This is a genomic window from Pseudomonas sp. B26(2017) (genome assembly GCF_002113045.1).
Lineage (GTDB): Bacteria > Pseudomonadota > Gammaproteobacteria > Pseudomonadales > Pseudomonadaceae > Aquipseudomonas.
Window position 1 is genome coordinate 263129 of the sequence record NZ_NEJJ01000007.1, and the last position, 20495, is coordinate 283623.

Genomic DNA, 20495 nt, shown 5'->3' on the forward strand with positions numbered 1-20495 from the left:
CTGATTGAGAGCCGCTTATGTTTCCCGAAAGCTTTACCTTTTCCATCGCCGACTGGGTCAACGGTTGGGTCGATGCGCTGGTCACCAACTACGGCGATGTGTTCCGCCATATCTCCGACACCCTGCTGTGGGCCATCGTCAATCTTGAAGGCCTGCTGCGCGCCGCGCCGTGGTGGTTGATGCTGGCCATCGTCGGTGTCGTGGCCTGGCACGCAACGCGCAAAGCCGTGACCACCGCCGTGATCGTCGGTCTGTTGTTCCTGGTCGGCGCTGTCGGTCTGTGGGACAAGTTGATGCAGACCCTCGCGCTGATGATGGTGGCGACGGTCATTTCGGTGCTGATCGGCGTACCGCTGGGGATTCTCTCGGCGCGCAGCAATCGCCTGCGTTCGGTGCTGATGCCGCTGCTCGACATCATGCAGACCATGCCCAGCTTCGTGTACCTGATTCCGGTGCTGATGCTGTTCGGCCTGGGCAAGGTGCCGGCGATTTTCGCCACCGTGATCTACGCCGCGCCACCGCTGATCCGCCTGACCGATCTGGGCATCCGCCAGGTCGACGGCGAAGTGATGGAAGCCATCAACGCCTTCGGCGCCAACCGCTGGCAGCAACTGTTCGGCGTGCAACTGCCGCTGGCCCTGCCGAGCATCATGGCCGGGATCAACCAGACCACCATGATGGCCCTGTCGATGGTGGTGATTGCCTCGATGATCGGCGCCCGTGGCCTGGGTGAAGACGTGCTGGTGGGCATTCAGACCCTCAACGTCGGACGCGGCCTGGAAGCCGGTCTGGCGATCGTGATTCTCGCAGTGGTCATCGACCGCATTACCCAGGCTTATGGTCGGCCACGGCATGAGGTGAGCAAATGAGCAACGCAACCGTGAGCAAGATCGAAGTCAAAAACGTCTTCAAGATTTTCGGCAACCGTGCCTCGGACGCTCTGGCGATGGTCGGCCAGGGCAAGACCAAGGATCAGGTGCTGAACGAAACCGGTTGCGTGGTCGGGGTCAATGACTTGTCCCTGAGCATCGGCACCGGCGAGATCTTCGTGATCATGGGCCTGTCCGGCTCCGGCAAATCGACGCTGGTGCGCCACTTCAACCGCCTGATCGACCCGACCAGCGGCGTGATCCTGGTGGACGGCGTGGACATCCTGCAATACGACATGGAAGCGCTGCGCGAATTTCGCCGGCACAAGATCAGCATGGTGTTCCAGAGCTTCGGCCTGCTGCCGCACAAGACCGTCCTCGACAACGTTGCCTACGGCCTGAAAGTGCGCGGCGAGAGCAAGCAGCTGTGCGCCGAACGCGCGCTGCACTGGATCAACACCGTGGGCCTCAAGGGCTACGAAAACAAATACCCGCACCAGCTCTCCGGCGGCATGCGCCAACGTGTGGGCCTGGCTCGCGCCCTGGCGGCGGACACCGACATCATCCTGATGGACGAAGCGTTCAGTGCACTCGATCCGCTGATCCGCGCCGAGATGCAGGACCAGTTGCTGGAGCTGCAAAAGACCCTGCACAAGACCATCGTCTTCATCACCCACGACCTCGACGAGGCCGTGCGCATCGGTAACCGCATCGCGATTCTCAAGGACGGCCGCCTGATCCAGGTCGGCACGCCGAAAGAGATCCTGCATTCGCCGGCGGACGAATATGTCGACCGGTTCGTGCAGCGCCGGGCGGCGGTGGTTTAAAGGTTTTACGGCAGGCTCGTTCCCACGTCGAGGCGTCGAACCGTCTGCGTGGGAATGCATACCGTGACGCTCCGCGTCACCATTGCGCAGGACTCCAGTCTTGCGTTGAGAGCGGGACGCGGAGCGTCCCAAGCGGCATTCCCACGCAGAGCATGGGAACGATCAAGTCCAAGAGGTTTTAGATGTCCCAGGCTGAAAAAATCGTTATCGCCGACGCTCCGATGCGTTGGCAGGATGTGGTCGCAGTCGCCCGTCACGGCGCGCAGCTCGAGCTGTCGGCGCAGACCTGGGCGCGCATTGAAAACGCACAGGGCATCGTCCAGCGCATCGTTGCCAGCGGCGAGCGCGCCTATGGCGTGAACACCGGTCTCGGTGCGCTGTGCAACGTTTCGCTGAAAGACGAACAGCTCAGCCAGCTGTCGCGCAACACCTTGCTCAGCCATGCCTGCGGCGTCGGCCCGGTACTGACCGATGAGCAGACGCGCGCGATCATGTGCTCGGCGATCCGCAACTACAGCCACGGCAAATCCGGTATTCATCGCCGGGTGGTCGAGGCGTTGCTGGCGCTGCTCAATCGCGGCATCACCCCGCAAGTGCCGTCCCAAGGTTCGGTGGGTTACCTGACCCACATGGCGCACATAGGTATCGCGCTGCTGGGTGTGGGTAATGTCAGCTATCGCGGGCACGTGATTTCCGCGCAGCAGGCGCTGGCCGAAGAAGGCCTGCAACCGGTGCAACTCGGGGCGAAGGACGGTTTGTGCCTGGTCAACGGCACGCCGTGCATGACCGGTCTCGGTTGCCTGGCGATTGCCGATGCCACGCGTCTGGTGCAATGGGCCGACGTGGTCGGCGCCATGAGTTTTGAAGCGCAGCGCGGTCAGATCACCGCGTTCGACGCCGAGATCATCGCGCTCAAGCCACACCCGGGCATGCAACAGGTCGGCGTCAATCTGCGTGCGCTGCTCGATGGCAGTGAAGTGATTGCGTCGAGCAAAGGCATTCGCACTCAGGATGCGCTGAGTATCCGCTCGATCCCGCAGGTGCACGGCGCCGCTCGCGATCAACTGCAACACGCGATCAAACAGATCGAAACCGAACTCAACGGCTGCACCGACAACCCGTTGCTGCTGGGCACGCCGGACGACTTCCGGGTGATGTCCCAGGCCAACCCGCACGGACAGTCGGTGGCGCTGGCGGCGGATTTGCTGGCGATCGCGATGGCCGAAATCGGCTCGATTGCCGAGCGGCGTCTGGATCGCCTGATCAACCCGCACGTCAGCGGTCTGCCGGCGTTTCTGGTGGCCAATCCGGGGGTGAACTCCGGGATGATGATCGTGCAATACGTCGCCGCGTCGCTGTGCGCGGAAAACCGCCAGTTGGCGCAACCGGCGGTGCTCGACAACTACGTCACTTCGGGTTTGCAGGAAGACCACCTGAGCATGGGCACCAACGCCGCGCTGAAGCTGCATCGCGCACTGGAAAACTGCACGCAGATCCTCGCCATCGAATACCTGTTGGCGGCTCAGGCCTTTGAATTCCTCAAGGAACAACGCTTCGGCGCCGGCACCGATGTGGCATGGCGACTGCTGCGCGAGAAGGTTCCGGCCTACGATCAGGACCGTTGGCTGGCGCCGGATATCGCCGCTGCCGCGAGCGTGTTGAAAGACCCGGAATTGCTGCACCACGTACTGCCGAATTTGCACTGACAATTACCCATACCAGCGTGCCAAGGCGCGGATCGTCCAAAAGACGAGAGGCGACGGATAACGGAATGCTCCGGAGCGACTGGTAGTTAATAACAATCTCTCAAAAGGAGCATTTAAATGACTGCGCTGAACCTGATCCCCGGCCAACTGAGCCTGGCCCAACTGCGTGATGTCTATCAGCAACCGGTCAAGCTGACTCTCGACAACAGCGCCTCGGCCCAGATCGAAGCCAGCGTCGCCTGCGTCGAGCAGATCCTCGCCGAGAACCGCACCGCCTACGGCATCAACACCGGTTTCGGCCTGCTGGCTTCGACCCGCATCGCCAGCGAAGACCTGGAAAACCTGCAGCGTTCGCTGGTGTTGTCACACGCCGCCGGCGTCGGCCAGCCGATCAGCGATGAGCTGGTACGTCTGATCATGGTGCTCAAGGTCAACAGCCTGAGCCGTGGTTTCTCCGGCATCCGTCGCGTGGTGATCGATGCGCTGATCGCGCTGATCAACGCCGAGGTTTACCCGCATATTCCGTTGAAAGGTTCGGTTGGTGCCTCCGGTGACCTCGCGCCATTGGCGCACATGTCGCTGGTGTTGCTGGGCGAGGGCAAGGCTCGCTACAAGGGCGAGTGGATGGACGCGACCGAGGCGCTGAAAGTCGCCGGTCTGACCCCGCTGACGCTGGCGGCGAAGGAAGGTCTGGCGTTGCTCAATGGCACTCAGGTTTCCACCGCATTCGCTTTGCGTGGTCTGTTCGAAGGTGAAGACCTGTTCGCCGGTGCGCTGGCGCTGGGCGGCCTTACAGTTGAAGCGGTGCTCGGTTCGCGTTCGCCGTTCGACGCCCGCATCCACGCCGCCCGAGGCCAGAAAGGCCAGATCGACACCGCCGCCGCTTATCGCGATCTGCTCGGCGAGCGCAGCGAAGTGTCCGATTCGCACCAGAACTGCGAAAAGGTTCAGGATCCGTACTCGCTGCGCTGCCAGCCGCAAGTCATGGGCGCCTGCCTGACCCAGTTCCGTCAGGCTGCCGAGGTGCTGGTCATCGAAGCCAACGCCGTGTCCGACAACCCGTTGGTGTTCGCGGCCGAAGGCGACGTGATTTCCGGCGGCAACTTCCACGCCGAACCAGTCGCCATGGCCGCTGACAACATGGCCCTGGCCATCGCCGAAATCGGTTCCCTGAGCGAGCGTCGCATCTCGTTGATGATGGACAAGCACATGTCGCAACTGCCGCCGTTTCTGGTGGCCAATGGTGGTGTGAACTCCGGCTTCATGATCGCCCAGGTGACCGCTGCGGCCCTGGCCAGTGAAAACAAGGCGTTGTCCCATCCGCACTCGGTGGACAGCCTGCCGACTTCTGCCAACCAGGAAGACCACGTTTCAATGGCTCCGGCCGCCGGCAAGCGCCTGTGGGAAATGGCCGAGAACACGCGCGGGATTCTCGCGGTGGAATGGCTGGCGGCGGTGCAGGGGCTGGACCTGCGCAATGGTCTGAAGACCTCGGCCAAACTGGAGCAGGCCCGAGGGATTCTGCGTCGCGAAGTGCCGTTCTACGAGAAGGACCGCTTCTTCGCGCCGGACATCAATGCGGCGACTGAACTGCTGGCATCGCGGGTTCTGACCGAACTGGTTCCGGCGAAACTGCTGCCGAGCCTTTAACCCCACCACTGATCGTTCCCACGTCGAGGCGTCGAACCGTCCGCGTGGGAACGATCACAAGACGAGGACTTGGGATGAAAACCCTCTGGCAACACTGCCACGTCGCGACCATGGCGCAAGGCGTCTACTCGATCATCAAGGATGCGGCCATCGTGACGTCCGGTGCGCTCATCGAGTGGATCGGCCCGCGCAGCCAATTGCCGTCCGGCGAATACCCGGCGGTCAATGACCTGCAAGGCGCGTGGGTCACCCCCGGCCTGATCGACTGCCACACCCACACCGTGTTCGGCGGCAACCGCAGCGGCGAATTCGAGAAACGCCTGCAAGGCGTTAGCTACGCCGAGATCGCAGCGGCCGGTGGCGGCATCGCCAGCACCGTGCGCGCCACCCGTGAAGCTTCGGAAGACGAGCTGTTCGCCAGCGCCGCCAAACGCCTGAAAAGCCTGATGCGCGACGGCGTGACCACGGTCGAAATGAAATCCGGCTACGGTCTCGATCTGGCCAGCGAGCGCAAGATTTTGCGGGTCATCCGTCGCCTCGCCGCCGAACTGCCGATCAGCGTGCGCAGCACCTGCCTGGCCGCTCACGCCTTGTCGCCGGAATACAAGGATCGCGCTGACGATTACATCGATCACATCTGCGCCGAAATGCTCCCGGCGCTGGCCGCCGAAGGCCTGGTGGATGCGGTGGATGCGTTCTGCGAATACCTGGCGTTCTCCCCGGAGCAGGTCGAGCGGGTGTTCATCACCGCGCAAAAGCTCGGTCTGCCGGTGAAGCTGCACGCCGAGCAATTGTCGTCGCTGCACGGCTCAAGTCTGGCCGCGCGCTATCACGCGTTGTCCGCCGATCACCTGGAGTTCATGGACGAAGCCGACGCCATTGCCATGGCCAAGTCCGATACTGTCGCGGTGTTGTTGCCGGGCGCGTTCTACTTCCTGCGTGAAACCCAGTTGCCGCCGATGGAAGCCCTGCGTAAACACAAGGTGAAAATCGCCATCGCCAGCGACCTCAATCCCGGCACTTCGCCGGCGCTGTCATTGCGCCTGATGCTGAACATGGCCTGCACCTGCTTCCGCATGACCCCGGAAGAAGCCCTGGCCGGCGCCACGATTCACGCGGCGCAAGCCCTGGGCATGGCCGAGACCCACGGTTCGCTGGAGGTTGGGAAGGTCGCGGATTTTGTCGCCTGGCAGATCGACCGCCCGGCGGATCTGGCGTACTGGCTGGGTGGCGAACTGGACAAACGCGTCGTGCGTCACGGCGTTGAATCAAGTCTGTAGGAGAGCGGTTGTGGATAAGGTTCTGAACTTCAAACAAGGTCGCGTACCGCTGCTGATCAGCATGCCCCACGCCGGTGTGCGCCTGACCCCGGCGGTCGAGGCCGGGTTGATCCCGGACGCGAAAAGCCTGCCGGACACCGACTGGCACATTCCGCAGCTTTACGATTTCGCCGCCGAACTGGGCGCCAGCACGCTGGCTGCCGAGTATTCGCGGTTCGTCATCGACCTGAACCGGCCATCCGACGACAAACCGCTGTACGCCGGCGCCACCACCGGTCTGTATCCGGCGACGCTGTTCGATGGCATTGCGTTGTTCAAGGAAGGCAAGGAGCCGTCGAAAGAAGAACGTGCGACGTATCTGGAGCAGATCTGGACGCCGTATCACCGCACCTTGCAGCAAGAGCTGGCGCGGCTGAAGGCCGAATTCGGTTACGCGCTGCTGTTCGATGCACACTCGATCCGCTCGATCATCCCGCACCTGTTCGACGGCAAACTGCCGGACTTCAACCTCGGCACCTTCAATGGCGCCAGCTGCGATCCACAACTGGCCACGCAACTGGAAGCGATCTGCGCCCGCCACGACGCTTACACCCATGTGCTGAACGGACGCTTCAAGGGCGGCCACATCACCCGTCACTACGGCAACCCGGCCGATGACATCCACGCCGTGCAACTGGAACTGGGCCAGTGCACCTATATGGAAGAGTTCGAACCGTTCCGCTACCGCGCCGATCTGGCGGAGCCGACGCGGGTGGTGTTGAAGGAGTTGCTGCAGGGGCTGCTCGCCTGGGGCAAAAAACACTACAACTGAGTCTGCTCTGATCGTTCCCACGCTCTGCGTGGGAATGCAGCCCGTGACGCTCCGCGTCACTGGACGCGGAGCGTCCCTTGAGGCATTCCCACGCGGAGCGTGGGAACGATCTGCAGTGAGTGAGCGGTCTGGGGGCGCAGCCAAACAGTCGCCACTGTGCAAATCCCGGTCGCCACAGTTCGTTTTTCCGTCTCGTCTGCTGCGTAATGTTTCGGCCACGGTGCAAGAAGACACCGATCCGAACAATAACCCGCTGCCGCACGAGACGATCCCACATGAAAAAACTGTTCATTCGTTGTGCGTTAATCCTCACCAGCAGTGCGCTGCTCAGCGCCGGCGCCATGGCTTCCGACGATGCTTCCTGCAAAACCGTGCGCATGGGCGTGGTCAACTGGACCGACGTGATCGCCACCAGCGGCATGGCCGACGTGCTGCTCAACAGCCTCGGTTATGAAAGCAAGCAGACCAGTGCGGTGCAGCAAATCATCTTCGCCGGCATCCGCGACAAGCGTCTGGATATCTTCCTCGGCTACTGGAAACCGGCGATGGACAAGAACATCGCGCCGTTTCTCGCCGCCAATCAGGTCAAGGTCATGGACAAGCCAAGTCTGGCGGACGCCCAGGCGACGCTGGCCGTGCCGGACTACGTCGCGGCGGCCGGGCTGAAAACCTTCGGCGACATCGCGAAATTCAAGGATCAGCTCGGCGGCAAGATCTACGGCATCGAGCCCGGCAGCGGCGCCAACACCACGATCAAGACCATGATCGAAACCAACCACTTCGGCCTGAAGGATTTCAAGATCATCGAATCCGGTGAGGCCGGCATGCTCGCTGCCGTGCAACGAGCGGTGAACCGCAAGGAATTCGTGGTGTTCGTCGGCTGGACCCCACATCCGATGAACATCAACATGAAGATCACCTACCTGACCGGCAGCGAAGACGTCTACGGTCCAAACGAGGGCGCCGCCACCGTCTCCACCGTCACCGCGCCGGACTACGCCGAGCGCTGCCCGAACGTCCATCGACTGCTGGAAAACCTGACCTTCACTGCGGCTCAGGAAAGCCAGTTGATGGTGCCGATCATGGAGCGCAAGACACCGCAGGAAGTGGCCAGGACCTGGCTGCGTGAGCATCCCGAAGACCTGCAACGCTGGCTGGCGGGGGTCAGCAGTTTCGATGGCAAGGATGGCGTGGCCACGGTTCAGGCCAGCCTGAAAAACTGATGGGCACTTATCCACTCTCGCCGTCGATGGCGGCGTTCGTCGCCAGGACCGAAGGCTTTGCCAGCGATGACAGCAGCCTCGGCGGGTTGCGCAAATCCTATGATGAGATGTGCCGCGCCTTCACGCCGGAACGGCCGGCGGGGCTGGAGGTGGTGGATTTCCAGTTGAGCGGGGTGGCGGTGCGTTCGTATCGCCCGCCCGTCCAGCCACCGGCCAGTGGCTGGCCGTGTGTGTTGTACCTGCACGGCGGCGGTTGGGTGGTCGGCGGGCTGGATTCCCACGATTTCATCTGCTGCGAGCTGGCCATGGCGCTCGGGGCGATGGTGGTCGCGGTGGATTATCGGCTGGCGCCGGAGCATCCGTTCCCGGCCGGTTTCGAGGATTGTCTGAGCGTCTGGCGCGCATTGCGCAGCGGGCCGTTCTGGTTCGATCCCGGACGGATGCTGGTGGCGGGCGACAGCGCCGGGGGCAATCTGGCGTCGGCGTTGTGCCTGGCGCTGCGCGATGCCGGCGAGCCGCTGCCGGGCGCGCAGGTCTTGATCTATCCGGGGCTGGGTGGCGACGAGCAGTTACCGTCTCGCAGCGAATGCGCCGATGGGCCGTTGCTCGCCAGCAGCGATGTCGATTGCTATCACGCCTTGTACCTGCGCGGCACCGCGCAGCCGAACGCTTATGCGATGCCGTTGCTGGCCGAGGACTTCGGTAGGTTGCCCCCGGCCTGGATCGCGGTGGCGCAGTTCGATCCGCTGCGTGACGACGGCGTGTGCTACGCCGAACGGCTGAACGCGGCGGGCGTCGACGCGACGCTGTACTACGGCGAAGGGCTGGTTCACGGCTGCCTGCGAGCGCGGCATCAGGTCGCCGAGGTCGATCGTCTCTTCGAGAACCTGCTGGGGTTCATGGCTGACAAATTGTGACAGCGCGCGGGCATGCTCATTGACGTAAATCGGGTTTATGATGCCGGACGGCAGAATAATAGAAGTCCCCCCAGGGATGACCTCGACCCCTTACGGAGCGCGCAATGCAGACTTTGTTTCCGCAGATCAAACCTCACGCACGGCACGATCTGGCCGTCGATGACACCCATACGCTGTACGTCGACGAAAGCGGTTCACCGGAAGGCTTGCCGGTGGTGTTCATCCACGGAGGTCCCGGCGCCGGGTGCGACGCCCAGAGTCGCCGCTACTTCGATCCGAACCTGTATCGCATTGTCACCTTCGACCAGCGCGGCTGCGGTCGCTCCACGCCCCACGCCAGCCTGGAAAACAACACCACCTGGGATCTGGTCGAAGACCTTGAGCGCATTCGCAAACACCTGGGCATTGATAAATGGGTGCTGTTCGGCGGTTCCTGGGGTTCGACCCTGGCGCTGGCCTACGCGCAGACTCACCCGGAGCGCGTGCATGGTCTGATCCTGCGCGGGATTTTTCTCTGCCGTCCGCAGGAAATCGAATGGTTCTACCAGGCCGGTGCCAGCCGTCTGTTCCCCGATTACTGGCAGGACTACCTCGCACCGATCCCGTTGGACGAGCGCGATGACCTGCTCAGCGCTTTCCACAAGCGCCTGACCGGCAACGACCAGATCGCCCAGATGCACGCGGCCAAGGCCTGGTCGACCTGGGAAGGGCGCACCGCGACCCTGCGCCCGAATCCGCTGGTGGTCGACCGTTTCTCCGAGCCGCAGCGCGCGCTGTCGATCGCGCGGATCGAATGCCACTACTTCACCAACAATGCGTTTCTTGAACCAGACCAGTTGATTCGCGACATGGGCAAGATTGCTCATCTGCCGGGCGTGATCATCCATGGTCGCTACGACGTGATCTGCCCGCTCGACAACGCCTGGGAACTGCATCAGGCCTGGCCGAACAGTGAGCTGCAGGTGATCCGCGACGCCGGCCACGCCGCGTCCGAACCGGGCATCACCGATGCACTGGTGCGCGCCGCCAGCAAAATGGCCCGGCGTCTGCTTGACCTGCCGCCTGAAGAAGCATGAAAGGTCTGCTGCAGCGCGTGAAAGGCGCGCGGGTCGAAGTGGCGGGCGAGGTGGTTGGCAGTGTCGATCAGGGGTTATTGGTGCTGGTGGCGGTCGAACCCGACGACACGCCGGCCAGCGCCGACAAACTTCTGCATAAGCTGCTTAACTATCGAGTGTTCAGTGACGCCGAGGGCAAGATGAATTTGTCCCTGACGGATGTGGGCGGCGGGTTGCTGCTGGTCTCTCAGTTCACCCTCGCCGCCGACACCAAAAGCGGGTTGCGCCCGAGTTTCTCGACCGCCGCCCCTCCGGCGTTGGGCGAGGAGTTATTCGACTATCTATTAAGCAAAGCGAAACAGATGCATGGCACAGTGGCATCAGGTAGATTCGGCGCGGATATGCAGGTGCACCTGGTCAACGATGGCCCGGTCACCTTCCTGTTACAGACATGAAAGCGCTTGAAACATCTTTTTAAGGGCTTTTCGACTGAAAACAGGGAATTTTCGCGATAAATACTTTGTTACCCCTGATGCGTTGTCACGCGGGCTACTAGATAATCGCGCGCTACGGGGATCAGCGTTCGTTGGTCCATTTTGACTTAGGTAGAGACTTGTCCGGATCCGATTGGGGAATCATTTTGACCCAGCGGAGTCGGAACAATGCTCGCCAACTTGGCAAGGGTGCCCTGAAAGGTCGGTTTTTTTGTACCGAATCCCTCACAGGCACTTCATCTGGCCGTTGGTTTATTGATCTGTTTTCGGCGAGGGTTGCTCGTGATTGTTAGTCCCTGTAATGCAGCAAAATTGTCTGCCAAACGCTTGCGCAGCGCTCTGGTAGCGGGCTCGGCAGTACTCTGCCTGCTCAGCGCCGGCCAGCTTTGGGCATTCAATCTTGACGATGTGTCGGCCAAGGCCAAAGAGCTGGCCGGGCAGAAGTTCGAAGCCCCGCGCAGCAACCTGCCAAACGAATTCCGTGAGATGAAATTCGCGGACTATCAGAAGATCCGTTTCCGCACCGAAAAAGCCGAATGGGCCGACCAGAAGACCCCGTTCAAGCTGTCCTTCTATCATCAGGGCATGCACTTCGATACGCCGGTGAAAATCAACGAAATCACCGCGAACACCGTCGAAGAGATCAAATACGATCCGAGCCGTTTCGATTTCGGCGACCTGCAGTTCGATCCGAAGGCTACCGAACAACTGGGCTACGCCGGTTTCCGTGTGCTGTACCCGATCAACAAGGCTGACAAGCAAGACGAAATCATGACCATGCTGGGCGCGAGCTACTTCCGCGTCGTCGGCAAGGGTCACACCTACGGCCTGTCGGCCCGTGGCCTTGCGATCGATACCGCTCTGCCGTCCGGCGAAGAATTCCCGCGTTTTCGCGAGTTCTGGATTCAGCAGCCGAAGCCGGGCGACAAGCACCTGGTGATCTTCGCCCTGCTGGACTCGCCGCGTGCGACCGGCGCCTACCGTCTGATCCTGCGTCCGGGCAGCGACACGATCGTCGACGTCAAGGGCCAGATGTACCTGCGTGACAAGGTCGGCAAGCTTGGCATTGCGCCGCTGACCAGCATGTTCCTGTTCGGCGCCAACCAGCCGTCGAAAGTGCTCAACTACCGTCGTGAGCTGCACGACTCCAGCGGTCTGTCGATCCATGCCGGCAATGGCGAGTGGATCTGGCGTCCGCTGAACAACCCGAAACACCTAGCCGTGAGCAACTTCAGCGTCGAGAACCCGCGTGGTTTCGGTCTGCTGCAACGTGGCCGTGATTTCAGCCACTACGAAGACCTCGACGACCGCTACGACAAGCGCCCAAGCGCCTGGATCGAGCCGAAGGGCGACTGGGGCAAAGGCACCGTCGATCTGGTCGAGATCCCGACCGCCGACGAAACCAACGACAACATCGTTGCGTTCTGGAGCCCGGAAAAACTGCCGGAGCCGGGCCAGCCGCTGGACTTCGCCTACCGCATGCACTGGACCATCGACGAAGCCGCGCTGCACGCGCCGGACAGCGCCTGGGTCAACCAGACCCTGCGCTCCACGGGTGACGTCAAGCAATCGAACCTGATCCGTCAGCCGGATGGCAGCGTTGCCTACCTGATCGACTTCGAAGGCCCGTCCCTGGCCGCTTTGGCCCCGGATGCGGACGTTCGCAGCCAGGTCAGCGTCGGCGACAACGCCGAACTGGTCGAGAACAGCGTGCGCTACAACCCGGAAACCAAGGGCTGGCGCCTGACCCTGCGGATGAAGATCAAGGACCCGAGCAAGTCCACCGAGATGCGCGCAGCACTGGTGCAGCCAGTGGTTACCGCTGATCTGGCCAAGTCTTCGGTGCCGACGTCCAATTCGTCGGTGGCCAAGGCCGACAAGGTTGCCGCCAAGCAACAAGAGAAAGCCGACAAGGAAGCCAAGGCCGCCGAGGCCAAACAGGCCGACGCCAAGCCGGTTGCAGATGCCAAGGACAAGGCCAACAAAGACGCCAAGCAGCCAGCCGCTGCGGACGCGGCCCCAGCCACACCGGAATCGGCACCGACTGAAGAAGTCCTGACCGAGACCTGGAGCTATCAGTTGCCTGCCGATGAGTAACTCTCAAGTACAGCCAGAGACTCTGTCCGAGTACCTGGCGCATCTGCCGATGACCGACGAGCAGCGCGCGGAACTCGCGGGCTGCCGGTCCTTCAGCGAATTGCATGAACGCCTGTCGTCCAAGACCTTTGACGCTCCGACCGAAGCCGCCCAGGCTTCGGTGGGCAAGCGCCTGATCCTGAGCACCGCCGAAGAGCTGCAAGACGCGGAAATGCTGGTGCTCGACGCCAGCGGCCGGATCAGCATGAAGGCCACGCCGCCGATCCGTCGGACCAAGGTCGTGCCGGAACCGTGGCGCACCAACATTCTGGTGCGTGGCTGGCGCCGCCTGACCGGCCGGACCAATCCGCCGAAACCGCCGAAGGACGCCAACGTGCTGCCGGCGGCGCGCTGGCGCACGGTCGGTTCGATCCGTCGCTACATTCTTTTGCTGCTGATGCTGGGTCAGACCATCGTCGCCGGCTGGTACATGAAAGGCATCATGCCGTACCAGGGCTGGTCGTTTGTCGATCTGGAAGAAGTCCTGCATCAACCGCTGCTGCAAACCGCCACGCAAGTGCTGCCGTATGCGCTGCAGACCAGCATCCTGATCATGTTCGGGATTCTGTTCTGCTGGGTGTCGGCCGGTTTCTGGACCGCGCTGATGGGCTTCCTCGAATTGCTCACCGGCCACGATAAGTACCGGATCTCCGGTAAAAGTGCCGGTAACGAGCCGATTCCGAAAGACGCGCGCACCGCGCTGGTGATGCCGATCTGCAACGAAGACGTGCCTCGGGTGTTCGCCGGCCTGCGCGCGACCTTCGAGTCGGTCGCGGCTACCGGTGACCTGGACCGTTTCGACTTCTTCGTCCTCAGCGACAGTAACGACACCGACATCTGCGTTGCCGAGCAGCAGGCCTGGCTGGACGTCTGCCGCGAAGCCAAGGGCTTCGGCAAGATCTTCTATCGCCGCCGTCGCCGCCGCGTCAAACGCAAGAGCGGCAACCTCGACGACTTCTGCCGTCGCTGGGGCGGTGACTACAAGTACATGGTCGTGCTCGACGCCGACTCGGTGATGAGCGGCGAGTGCCTGACCAGTCTGGTGCGCCTGATGGAGGCCACTCCGGACGCCGGCATCATCCAGACCGCGCCGCGCGCTTCGGGCATGGACACGCTGTATGCACGCATGCAGCAGTTCGCCACCCGCGTGTACGGTCCGTTGTTCACGGCCGGTCTGCACTTCTGGCAGCTGGGTGAATCCCACTACTGGGGTCACAACGCGATCATCCGCATGAAGCCGTTCATCGACCACTGCGCCCTGGCGCCGTTGCCGGGCAAGGGTGCGTTCTCCGGTGCGATCCTCTCTCACGACTTCGTTGAAGCCGCGCTGATGCGCCGTGCCGGCTGGGGCGTGTGGATTGCCTACGATCTGCCGGGCAGCTACGAGGAACTGCCGCCGAACCTGCTCGACGAGCTCAAGCGTGACCGTCGCTGGTGCCACGGCAACCTGATGAACTTCCGCCTGTTCCTGGTCAAAGGCATGCACCCGGTGCACCGCGCGGTGTTCCTGACCGGCGTGATGTCTTACCTGTCGGCGCCTTTGTGGTTCTTCTTCCTGGTGCTGTCGACCGCGCTGCTGGCGGTGAACACGCTGATGGAGCCGCAGTACTTCCTCGAACCGCGTCAGTTGTATCCGCTGTGGCCGCAATGGCACCCGGACAAAGCGATTGCGCTGTTCTCGACGACCATCGTGCTGCTGTTCCTGCCGAAACTGTTGAGCGTCATCCTGATCTGGGCCAAGGGCGCGAAAGAGTTCGGCGGCAAGTTCAAGGTGACTCTGTCGATGCTGCTGGAGATGCTGTTCTCCATGCTGCTGGCGCCGGTGCGGATGATTTTCCACACCCGTTTCGTGCTCGCCGCGTTCCTCGGCTGGGCTGCGACCTGGAACTCGCCGCAGCGTGACGACGATTCGACGCCGTGGAGCGAAGCGGTCAAGCGTCACGGTCCGCAGACCCTGTTGGGCTTCCTCTGGGCGCTGCTGGTGATCTGGCTGAACCCGAGCTTCCTGTGGTGGCTGGTGCCGATCGTCGGTTCGCTGATGCTGTCGATTCCGGTGTCGGTGATTTCCAGCCGCGTCGGTTTGGGCCTCAAATCCCGTGACGAGAGCCTGTTCCTCATCCCCGAGGAATACAATCCGCCACAGGCGCTGCTGGCCACCGATCAGTACACCCACGAAAACCGCTGGCACGCGCTGAACGATGGCTTCATCCGCGCCGTGGTCGATCCGCAGCAGAACGCCCTGGCGTGCTCGCTGGCGACCTCGCGTCACGGTGAGGCCGAGCCGATCGAATGGCTGCGTCAGGAACGTGTGCGTCACGCGATCAAGGTCGGCCCGGCCGGGCTGAACAACCATGAGCGCCTGCAACTGCTGAGCGATCCGGTGGCCCTGGCCCGTCTGCACGAGCAGGTGTGGGCCGAAGGCCACGCCGAGTGGCTGGACGCCTGGCGGGCCTCGGTGAAAGCTGATCCCCATGCGCCGCTGCTGCCGCTCAAGCCGGTGAGCTTGCAGGCGCAACCGGCCTGATGAAGAAACCCCGCGAAAGCGGGGTTTTTTTGCCTGCCGATTACTGACGCGGATCAATCGTTCCCCGCGTCGAACCGTCTGCGTGGGAATACAGGCCGGGACGCTCTGCGTCCCATCCGGCACCGACCGATCAAAAAACCTTGTGCAAACGAACGAGTGCGTTAGCATCCGTCCCCGAATTGGCGCACCCGGACACTCTTGTCCATTTCTGTCGTTTTTCGCGCTGCAAACGCAATGGTTTTGGGGACTTGAAGATGAAGAAGTATCTGTCGATGCTGCTGGTCGGCGTCACGGCACTGGTTGCAGTCAACGCGGCGCAGGCCGGCGCAATCGATGACGCGGTCAAGCGCGGCTCGTTGAAAGTCGGTATGGATCCGACCTACATGCCGTTCGAAATGACCAACAAGCGCGGCGAAATCATCGGTTTCGAAGTCGATCTCCTCAAAGCCATGACCAAGGCCATGGGCGTCAAGCTGGAACTGGTCTCCACCGGTTATGACGGGATCATCCCGGCACTGATGACCGACAAGTTCGACATGATCGGCAGCGGCATGACCCTGACCCAGGAACGCAACCTGCGCCTGAACTTCAGCGAACCGTTCATCGTGGTCGGCCAGACCCTGCTGATCCGCAAGGAGCTGGAAGGCACCATCAAGTCCTACAAAGACCTGAACAGCGCCGACTACCGCATCACCTCCAAGCTTGGCACCACTGGCGAGATGGTCGCCAAGAAGCTGATCTCCAAGGCCAAGTACCACGGCTACGACAACGAGCAGGAAGCCGTGCTCGACGTGGTCAACGGCAAGGCTGACGCCTTTATCTACGACGCCCCGTACAACGTGGTCGCGGTGAACAAGGTCGGCGCCGGCAAGCTGGTGTTCCTCGACAAGCCGTTCACCTACGAGCCGCTGGCGTTCGGTCTGAAGAAGGGTGACTACGACAGCATCAACTTCATCAACAACTTCCTGCACCAGATCCACGAAGACGGCACCTACGATCGCATCCATGACAAGTGGTTCAAGAGCACCGAGTGGCTCAAGGACATGGAATAAGGCCCGCCCGCTGATCGTTCCCACGCTTTGCGTGGGAACGCCGCCCGGGACGCTCCGCGTCCCTTCGCAAGCGTGACGCAGAGCGTCACAGGATGCATTCCCACGCAGAGCGTGGGAACGAGCGAATCAGAGAAACATTCAATGAAACAGAAAAAAGCCCAATGGCCCTGGCACGTCCTGACCGTGCTGGTGCTGGTCGGCCTGGCCGGCGCGCTGTATTACGCCACGTCGCTGATGTCCTACGAATGGCGCTGGAACCGTGTGCCGCAGTACTTCGCCTATCAGGCCGAGGAAACCCAGCGCGCGACCGATATTTCCACCGTCAGCGAACTGGTGCGCAAGGGCGGCAGCGCGCAAGTCACCCTGCGCAACGATGCCGGTGACGAGCAGCACCTGACCGTCGACGAAAACAGCCTGCAATTCGCCCAGGGCGACGATGTGGCCGAAGGCGACGTCGTGGGCGTGACGCGGCATTGGGCGGCGGGTCCGCTGTTGTGGGGCCTGTGGACGACACTTTGGCTGTCGGTGGTGTCCGGCGTGCTGGGTTTGTTGATCGGTCTGGCCACCGGGCTGTGCCGGCTGTCGAGCAACCCGACCCTGCGCGACCTGTCGACGATCTATGTCGAACTGGTACGCGGCACGCCGCTGTTGGTGCAGATCTTCATTTTTTATTTCTTCATTGGCACGGTAATGAACCTGTCCCGGGAGTTCGCCGGGATCGCTGCGCTGTCGCTGTTCACGGGCGCCTACGTGGCGGAAATCATCCGTTCCGGTGTGCAGTCGATTGCCCGTGGGCAGAACGAAGCGGCCCGTTCGCTGGGCCTGAGTGCCGGCCAGTCGATGCGTCATGTGGTGTTGCCGCAAGCGTTCAAGCGCGTGCTACCGCCGCTGGCCGGACAGTTCATCAGTCTGGTCAAGGACACTTCGCTGGTGTCGGTGATCGCCATTACCGAGCTGCTGAAAAGCGGCCGTGAAGTCATCACCACCTCGTTCTCGCCGTTCGAAATCCTGTTCTGCGTCGCCGGCCTGTACTTGTTGATCAACCTGCCGCTGTCGAAAATCGCCAGCCGGCTTGAGCGGAGGCTCGCGCAAAGTGATTGAAGTCCGCGATCTGGTAAAAGTCTTCGACACCCGTGGGCAAGTGGTGCGCGCGGTGGATAACGTCAGCACCGTTGTCGCCAAGGGTGAAGTGCTGGTGGTGATCGGTCCGTCCGGTTCCGGCAAGTCGACCTTCCTGCGTTGCCTTAATGGTCTGGAAGAATTCGATTCCGGTTCGGTGAGCATCGACGGCCTGCAACTGGTCGACCCGAAAACCGACATCAACGCCTACCGCCGCGAAGTCGGCATGGTGTTCCAGCATTTCAATCTGTTCCCGCACATGACCGTGCTGGAGAACCTGTGCCTTGCGCAGAAAGTCGTGCGCAAGCGCGGCCAGAAAGAAAGCGAAGCCAAGGCGTTGGCGTTGCTGGAGAAGGTCGGTATCGCCCAGAAGGCCCGCGAGTACCCGTCGCGCCTGTCCGGCGGTCAGCAGCAGCGTGTGGCGATTGCCCGGGCGCTGGCGATGGATCCCAAGGTCATGCTGTTCGACGAGCCGACTTCGGCCCTCGACCCGGAAATGGTCGGCGAAGTACTGGACGTGATGAAAAACCTGGCCGTGGAAGGCATGACCATGGTCTGCGTGACCCACGAAATGGGTTTTGCCCGGGAAGTGGCGGATCGGGTGTTGTTCTTCGATCACGGCAAACTGCTGGAAGATGCTTCGCCGACGGAATTCTTCGACGCGCCGAAGGATCCGCGAGCCCAGGCGTTCCTGCGACAAGTTCTCTAAACGCGACATCACCGATCGTTCCCACGCTCTGGGTGGGAATGCCGCTCAGGACGCTCTGCGTCCCTTCGCAAGCGTGACGCGGAGCGTCACAGGATGCATTCCCACGCAGAGCGTGGGAACGATCAAGCGTTATACCTTGAACCGGCCCACCAGCGTTTGCAGGTGAGTGCCCAAACGCGCCAGTTCGACGCTCGAGGCCGCCGTCTCTTCACTGGCCGCCGAGGTCTGGTCCGAGACGTCCCGCACATTCAGCACGCTGCGGTTGATCTCCTCGGCCACGGCACTCTGCTGCTCGGCCGCCGCTGCGATCTGCTGGTTCATCGCCTGAATCGCCGAAACGGTGCGGGTGATGCTTTCCAGCGAACCACCGGCACGTCGGGTCAGCTCGACGCTGCTGTCGGTCAGGGTGCGGCTGTTATCCATGATCGTCGCCACTTGCTGGGTGCCGTTCTGCAGGCCGACGATCAGCTCTTCGATCTCTTCGGTGGACTTCTGGGTGCGCTGGGCGAGGCTGCGCACTTCATCGGCCACCACCGCAAAACCACGTCCGGCTTCACCCGCGCGGGCGGCTTCGATGGCGGCGTTGAGGGCCAGCAGGTTGGTTTGCTGGGCCACGGACTTGATGACGTCGAGCACGCTGCCGATCTTGTCGCTTTCGCGCTTGAGTTCGCCCATGGCCTCGGTGGAATGGCCGACTTCGGCGGCCAGACGTTCGATCTGGGCGATGGCCTCGCCCACCACCTTGTCGCCTTCACGGGCCTGCTGGTCAGCAGCGACGGCCGCTTCCGAAGCTTCCTCGGCGTTGCGCGCGACTTCCTGCACGGTGGCGGCCATTTCGTTCATGGCGGTCGCGACCTGGTCGGTCTCGACTTTCTGATTGTTGACCCCGGCGCTGGTCTGTTCGGTCACGGCGGACAACTGTTCGGCAGCGCTGGCGATCTGGGTCACGCCGTCGCTGATCCCGCCGATCAGTTCGCGCAGGCCCTGGGTCATGCTCTGCATCGAACGCTGCAACTGACCGAGTTCGTCACGGCGCAGGGACACCAGATTGTGGGTCAGGTCGCCGGCGGCCACGCGTTCGGCGACTTTCAGGGTCTGCTCCAGCGGAATGATGATCTGCCGGGTGATCGCCCAGGCCGCGAGCAGACCGAAGGCCAAGGCCAGCAGGGTGGCAATCATCAGCATGTTTTTGGCGTGCGCGGCGTCGGTGTCGCGGACGATGGTCTGGGATTCGGTGAGTTTTTTGCTGACGTCGAGCAGGATGTCGCCCTGGGTCGACATGCGAGCCAGCGCCTTGGCGTTGTTCACCTGGGAGTCGCGGAACTGGCTGACGGCAGCGCGGTAAGTCTTCAGCGATTCGGTGGCCTGTTGCAGGTTGGCGATGTGTTGCTCGGGCAGTTTGCTCGGCAGGCTTTCCAGACTGTTCAGGGCGGCGGCGATGGCATCCAGCGCCGGTTGTTCGGCGTCGGCCTTGCCGCTGTAGGTGTAGCCGCGCACCTGATAGCGCGCCTGCTGCAGCAGTTTGCTCAGCTCGATCACGCTGTTGAATTGCGCAACGCTGTCGCCTTGCAGCAGGGATTTTTCGACTTCGCTGACCTTGGCCACGGCGTTGTCGGCGCTGGCGCCGAGTTTGCTGCGGGCGTCTTCACGCTGCACGGTGGCCTGGGTCATGTCGGCAAAGGCACGTTTGTATTCGGCGACTGCCGCCAGTTGCTGATCGATCAGGGCCACGTCGGACGGTTGCTCGATCATGCCGCGAGCGCTTTGCAGGCCGCTGTCGAGTTTGCCGAGCAGCTCGTTGACCGCGCCGGGGCCCTGTTCGCCACGGCGGGCTTCATAGTCCAGGCGCGCCAGGCGCAGGTCTTTGGTCAGCTCGTTGAGGCTGGAGATGAAACCGAGCTTGTCGCCCCGGCTGATGATTCCGCTCATGCCGGTCCAGCCGGTGAAGGTGATCAACAGGGTCAGCAGCAGCACCAGGCCGAAACCGATTCCAAGCTTACGTTTAACGCTGACGTTTCCAAGACTCTCGGCTAACCAACGGTACATGCGACGACTCCCCTCGGACCACTATTTGGACTTATGGAGAGTGTATCGGCCGCATGATGGCAATCTGTAACGCGATT

At 62.2% G+C, this 20495-nt stretch carries 16 protein-coding genes and 1 pseudogene; 15 read left to right on the forward strand and 2 right to left on the reverse strand.

The window, feature by feature from the left end; genetic code table 11:
* Positions 1–17 precede the first annotated feature (17 nt).
* The 15 genes from CAF79_RS12960 to CAF79_RS13030 all read left to right on the forward strand — a co-directional run bounded on the left by CAF79_RS12960 (position 18) and on the right by CAF79_RS13030 (position 18372).
* Positions 18–869: a proline/glycine betaine ABC transporter permease gene (locus CAF79_RS12960; RefSeq protein ID WP_085698084.1), complete on the forward strand. Its 852-nt coding sequence runs from the start codon at positions 18–20 to the stop codon at positions 867–869.
* A complete protein-coding gene (locus CAF79_RS12965; RefSeq protein ID WP_085698085.1) occupies positions 866–1696 on the forward strand; it encodes a glycine betaine/L-proline ABC transporter ATP-binding protein in 831 nt (276 codons plus the stop codon). Before CAF79_RS12960 ends, CAF79_RS12965 begins: the two co-directional genes overlap by 4 nt.
* A gap of 182 nt (positions 1697–1878) precedes the next feature.
* On the forward strand, positions 1879–3402 hold the full coding sequence (gene hutH, locus CAF79_RS12970) for a histidine ammonia-lyase (protein ID WP_085698086.1): 1524 nt from the start codon (positions 1879–1881) through the stop codon (positions 3400–3402).
* A gap of 117 nt (positions 3403–3519) precedes the next feature.
* Entirely contained in the window at positions 3520–5052 is a 1533-nt protein-coding gene (gene hutH, locus CAF79_RS12975) for a histidine ammonia-lyase (protein WP_085698087.1), read from the forward strand.
* 74 nt (positions 5053–5126) lie between these two features.
* Positions 5127–6332, forward strand: coding sequence for an imidazolonepropionase (gene hutI, locus CAF79_RS12980; protein ID WP_085698088.1), 1206 nt, complete (start codon positions 5127–5129; stop codon positions 6330–6332).
* Positions 6333–6342: 10 nt separating this feature from the next.
* On the forward strand, positions 6343–7143 hold the full coding sequence (gene hutG / locus CAF79_RS12985) for an N-formylglutamate deformylase (RefSeq protein ID WP_085698089.1): 801 nt from the start codon (positions 6343–6345) through the stop codon (positions 7141–7143).
* 275 nt (positions 7144–7418) lie between these two features.
* Entirely contained in the window at positions 7419–8366 is a 948-nt protein-coding gene (locus tag CAF79_RS12990; RefSeq protein WP_085698090.1) for a choline ABC transporter substrate-binding protein, read from the forward strand.
* A complete protein-coding gene (locus tag CAF79_RS12995) occupies positions 8366–9283 on the forward strand; it encodes an alpha/beta hydrolase (protein WP_085698091.1) in 918 nt (305 codons plus the stop codon). The genes CAF79_RS12990 and CAF79_RS12995 overlap by 1 nt, the downstream gene beginning before the upstream one ends.
* 104 nt (positions 9284–9387) lie before the next feature.
* A complete protein-coding gene (gene pip, locus CAF79_RS13000) occupies positions 9388–10359 on the forward strand; it encodes a prolyl aminopeptidase (RefSeq protein ID WP_085698092.1) in 972 nt (323 codons plus the stop codon).
* Positions 10356–10793, forward strand: a complete 438-nt coding sequence (gene dtd, locus CAF79_RS13005) for a D-aminoacyl-tRNA deacylase (protein ID WP_085698093.1) — start codon at positions 10356–10358, stop codon at positions 10791–10793. Before pip ends, dtd begins: the two co-directional genes overlap by 4 nt.
* A gap of 321 nt (positions 10794–11114) precedes the next feature.
* Entirely contained in the window at positions 11115–12929 is a 1815-nt protein-coding gene (locus tag CAF79_RS13010) for a glucan biosynthesis protein G (protein WP_085684400.1), read from the forward strand.
* Complete coding sequence (gene mdoH / locus CAF79_RS13015; protein ID WP_085698094.1) at positions 12922–15492, forward strand: glucans biosynthesis glucosyltransferase MdoH; 2571 nt, start codon at positions 12922–12924, stop codon at positions 15490–15492. The genes CAF79_RS13010 and mdoH overlap by 8 nt, the downstream gene beginning before the upstream one ends.
* A 254-nt stretch (positions 15493–15746) precedes the next feature.
* Positions 15747–16544 carry a transporter substrate-binding domain-containing protein gene (locus CAF79_RS13020; RefSeq protein WP_085698095.1) on the forward strand — a complete coding sequence of 266 codons (798 nt, stop codon included), beginning with the start codon at positions 15747–15749 and terminating at the stop codon, positions 16542–16544.
* Positions 16545–16685: 141 nt separating this feature from the next.
* Positions 16686–17645 (forward strand): amino acid ABC transporter permease, encoded by a 960-nt coding sequence (locus tag CAF79_RS13025; protein ID WP_007952431.1) that lies wholly within the window; start codon positions 16686–16688, stop codon positions 17643–17645.
* Positions 17638–18372, forward strand: coding sequence for an amino acid ABC transporter ATP-binding protein (locus tag CAF79_RS13030; protein WP_085698096.1), 735 nt, complete (start codon positions 17638–17640; stop codon positions 18370–18372). Before CAF79_RS13025 ends, CAF79_RS13030 begins: the two co-directional genes overlap by 8 nt.
* 129 nt (positions 18373–18501) lie before the next feature.
* Here CAF79_RS13030 and CAF79_RS29720 read toward each other — a convergent pair whose 3' ends face one another.
* Both CAF79_RS29720 and CAF79_RS29725 read right to left on the reverse strand, forming a co-directional pair.
* Positions 18502–19374 (reverse strand): methyl-accepting chemotaxis protein, encoded by an 873-nt coding sequence (locus CAF79_RS29720; protein ID WP_371917924.1) that lies wholly within the window; start codon positions 19372–19374, stop codon positions 18502–18504.
* Positions 19357–20418 (reverse strand): annotated as a pseudogene (locus tag CAF79_RS29725) (methyl-accepting chemotaxis protein); the annotation flags it as partial. The gene CAF79_RS29720 and the pseudogene CAF79_RS29725, both read right to left, overlap by 18 nt.
* Between the last annotated feature and the right edge of the window lie 77 nt (positions 20419–20495).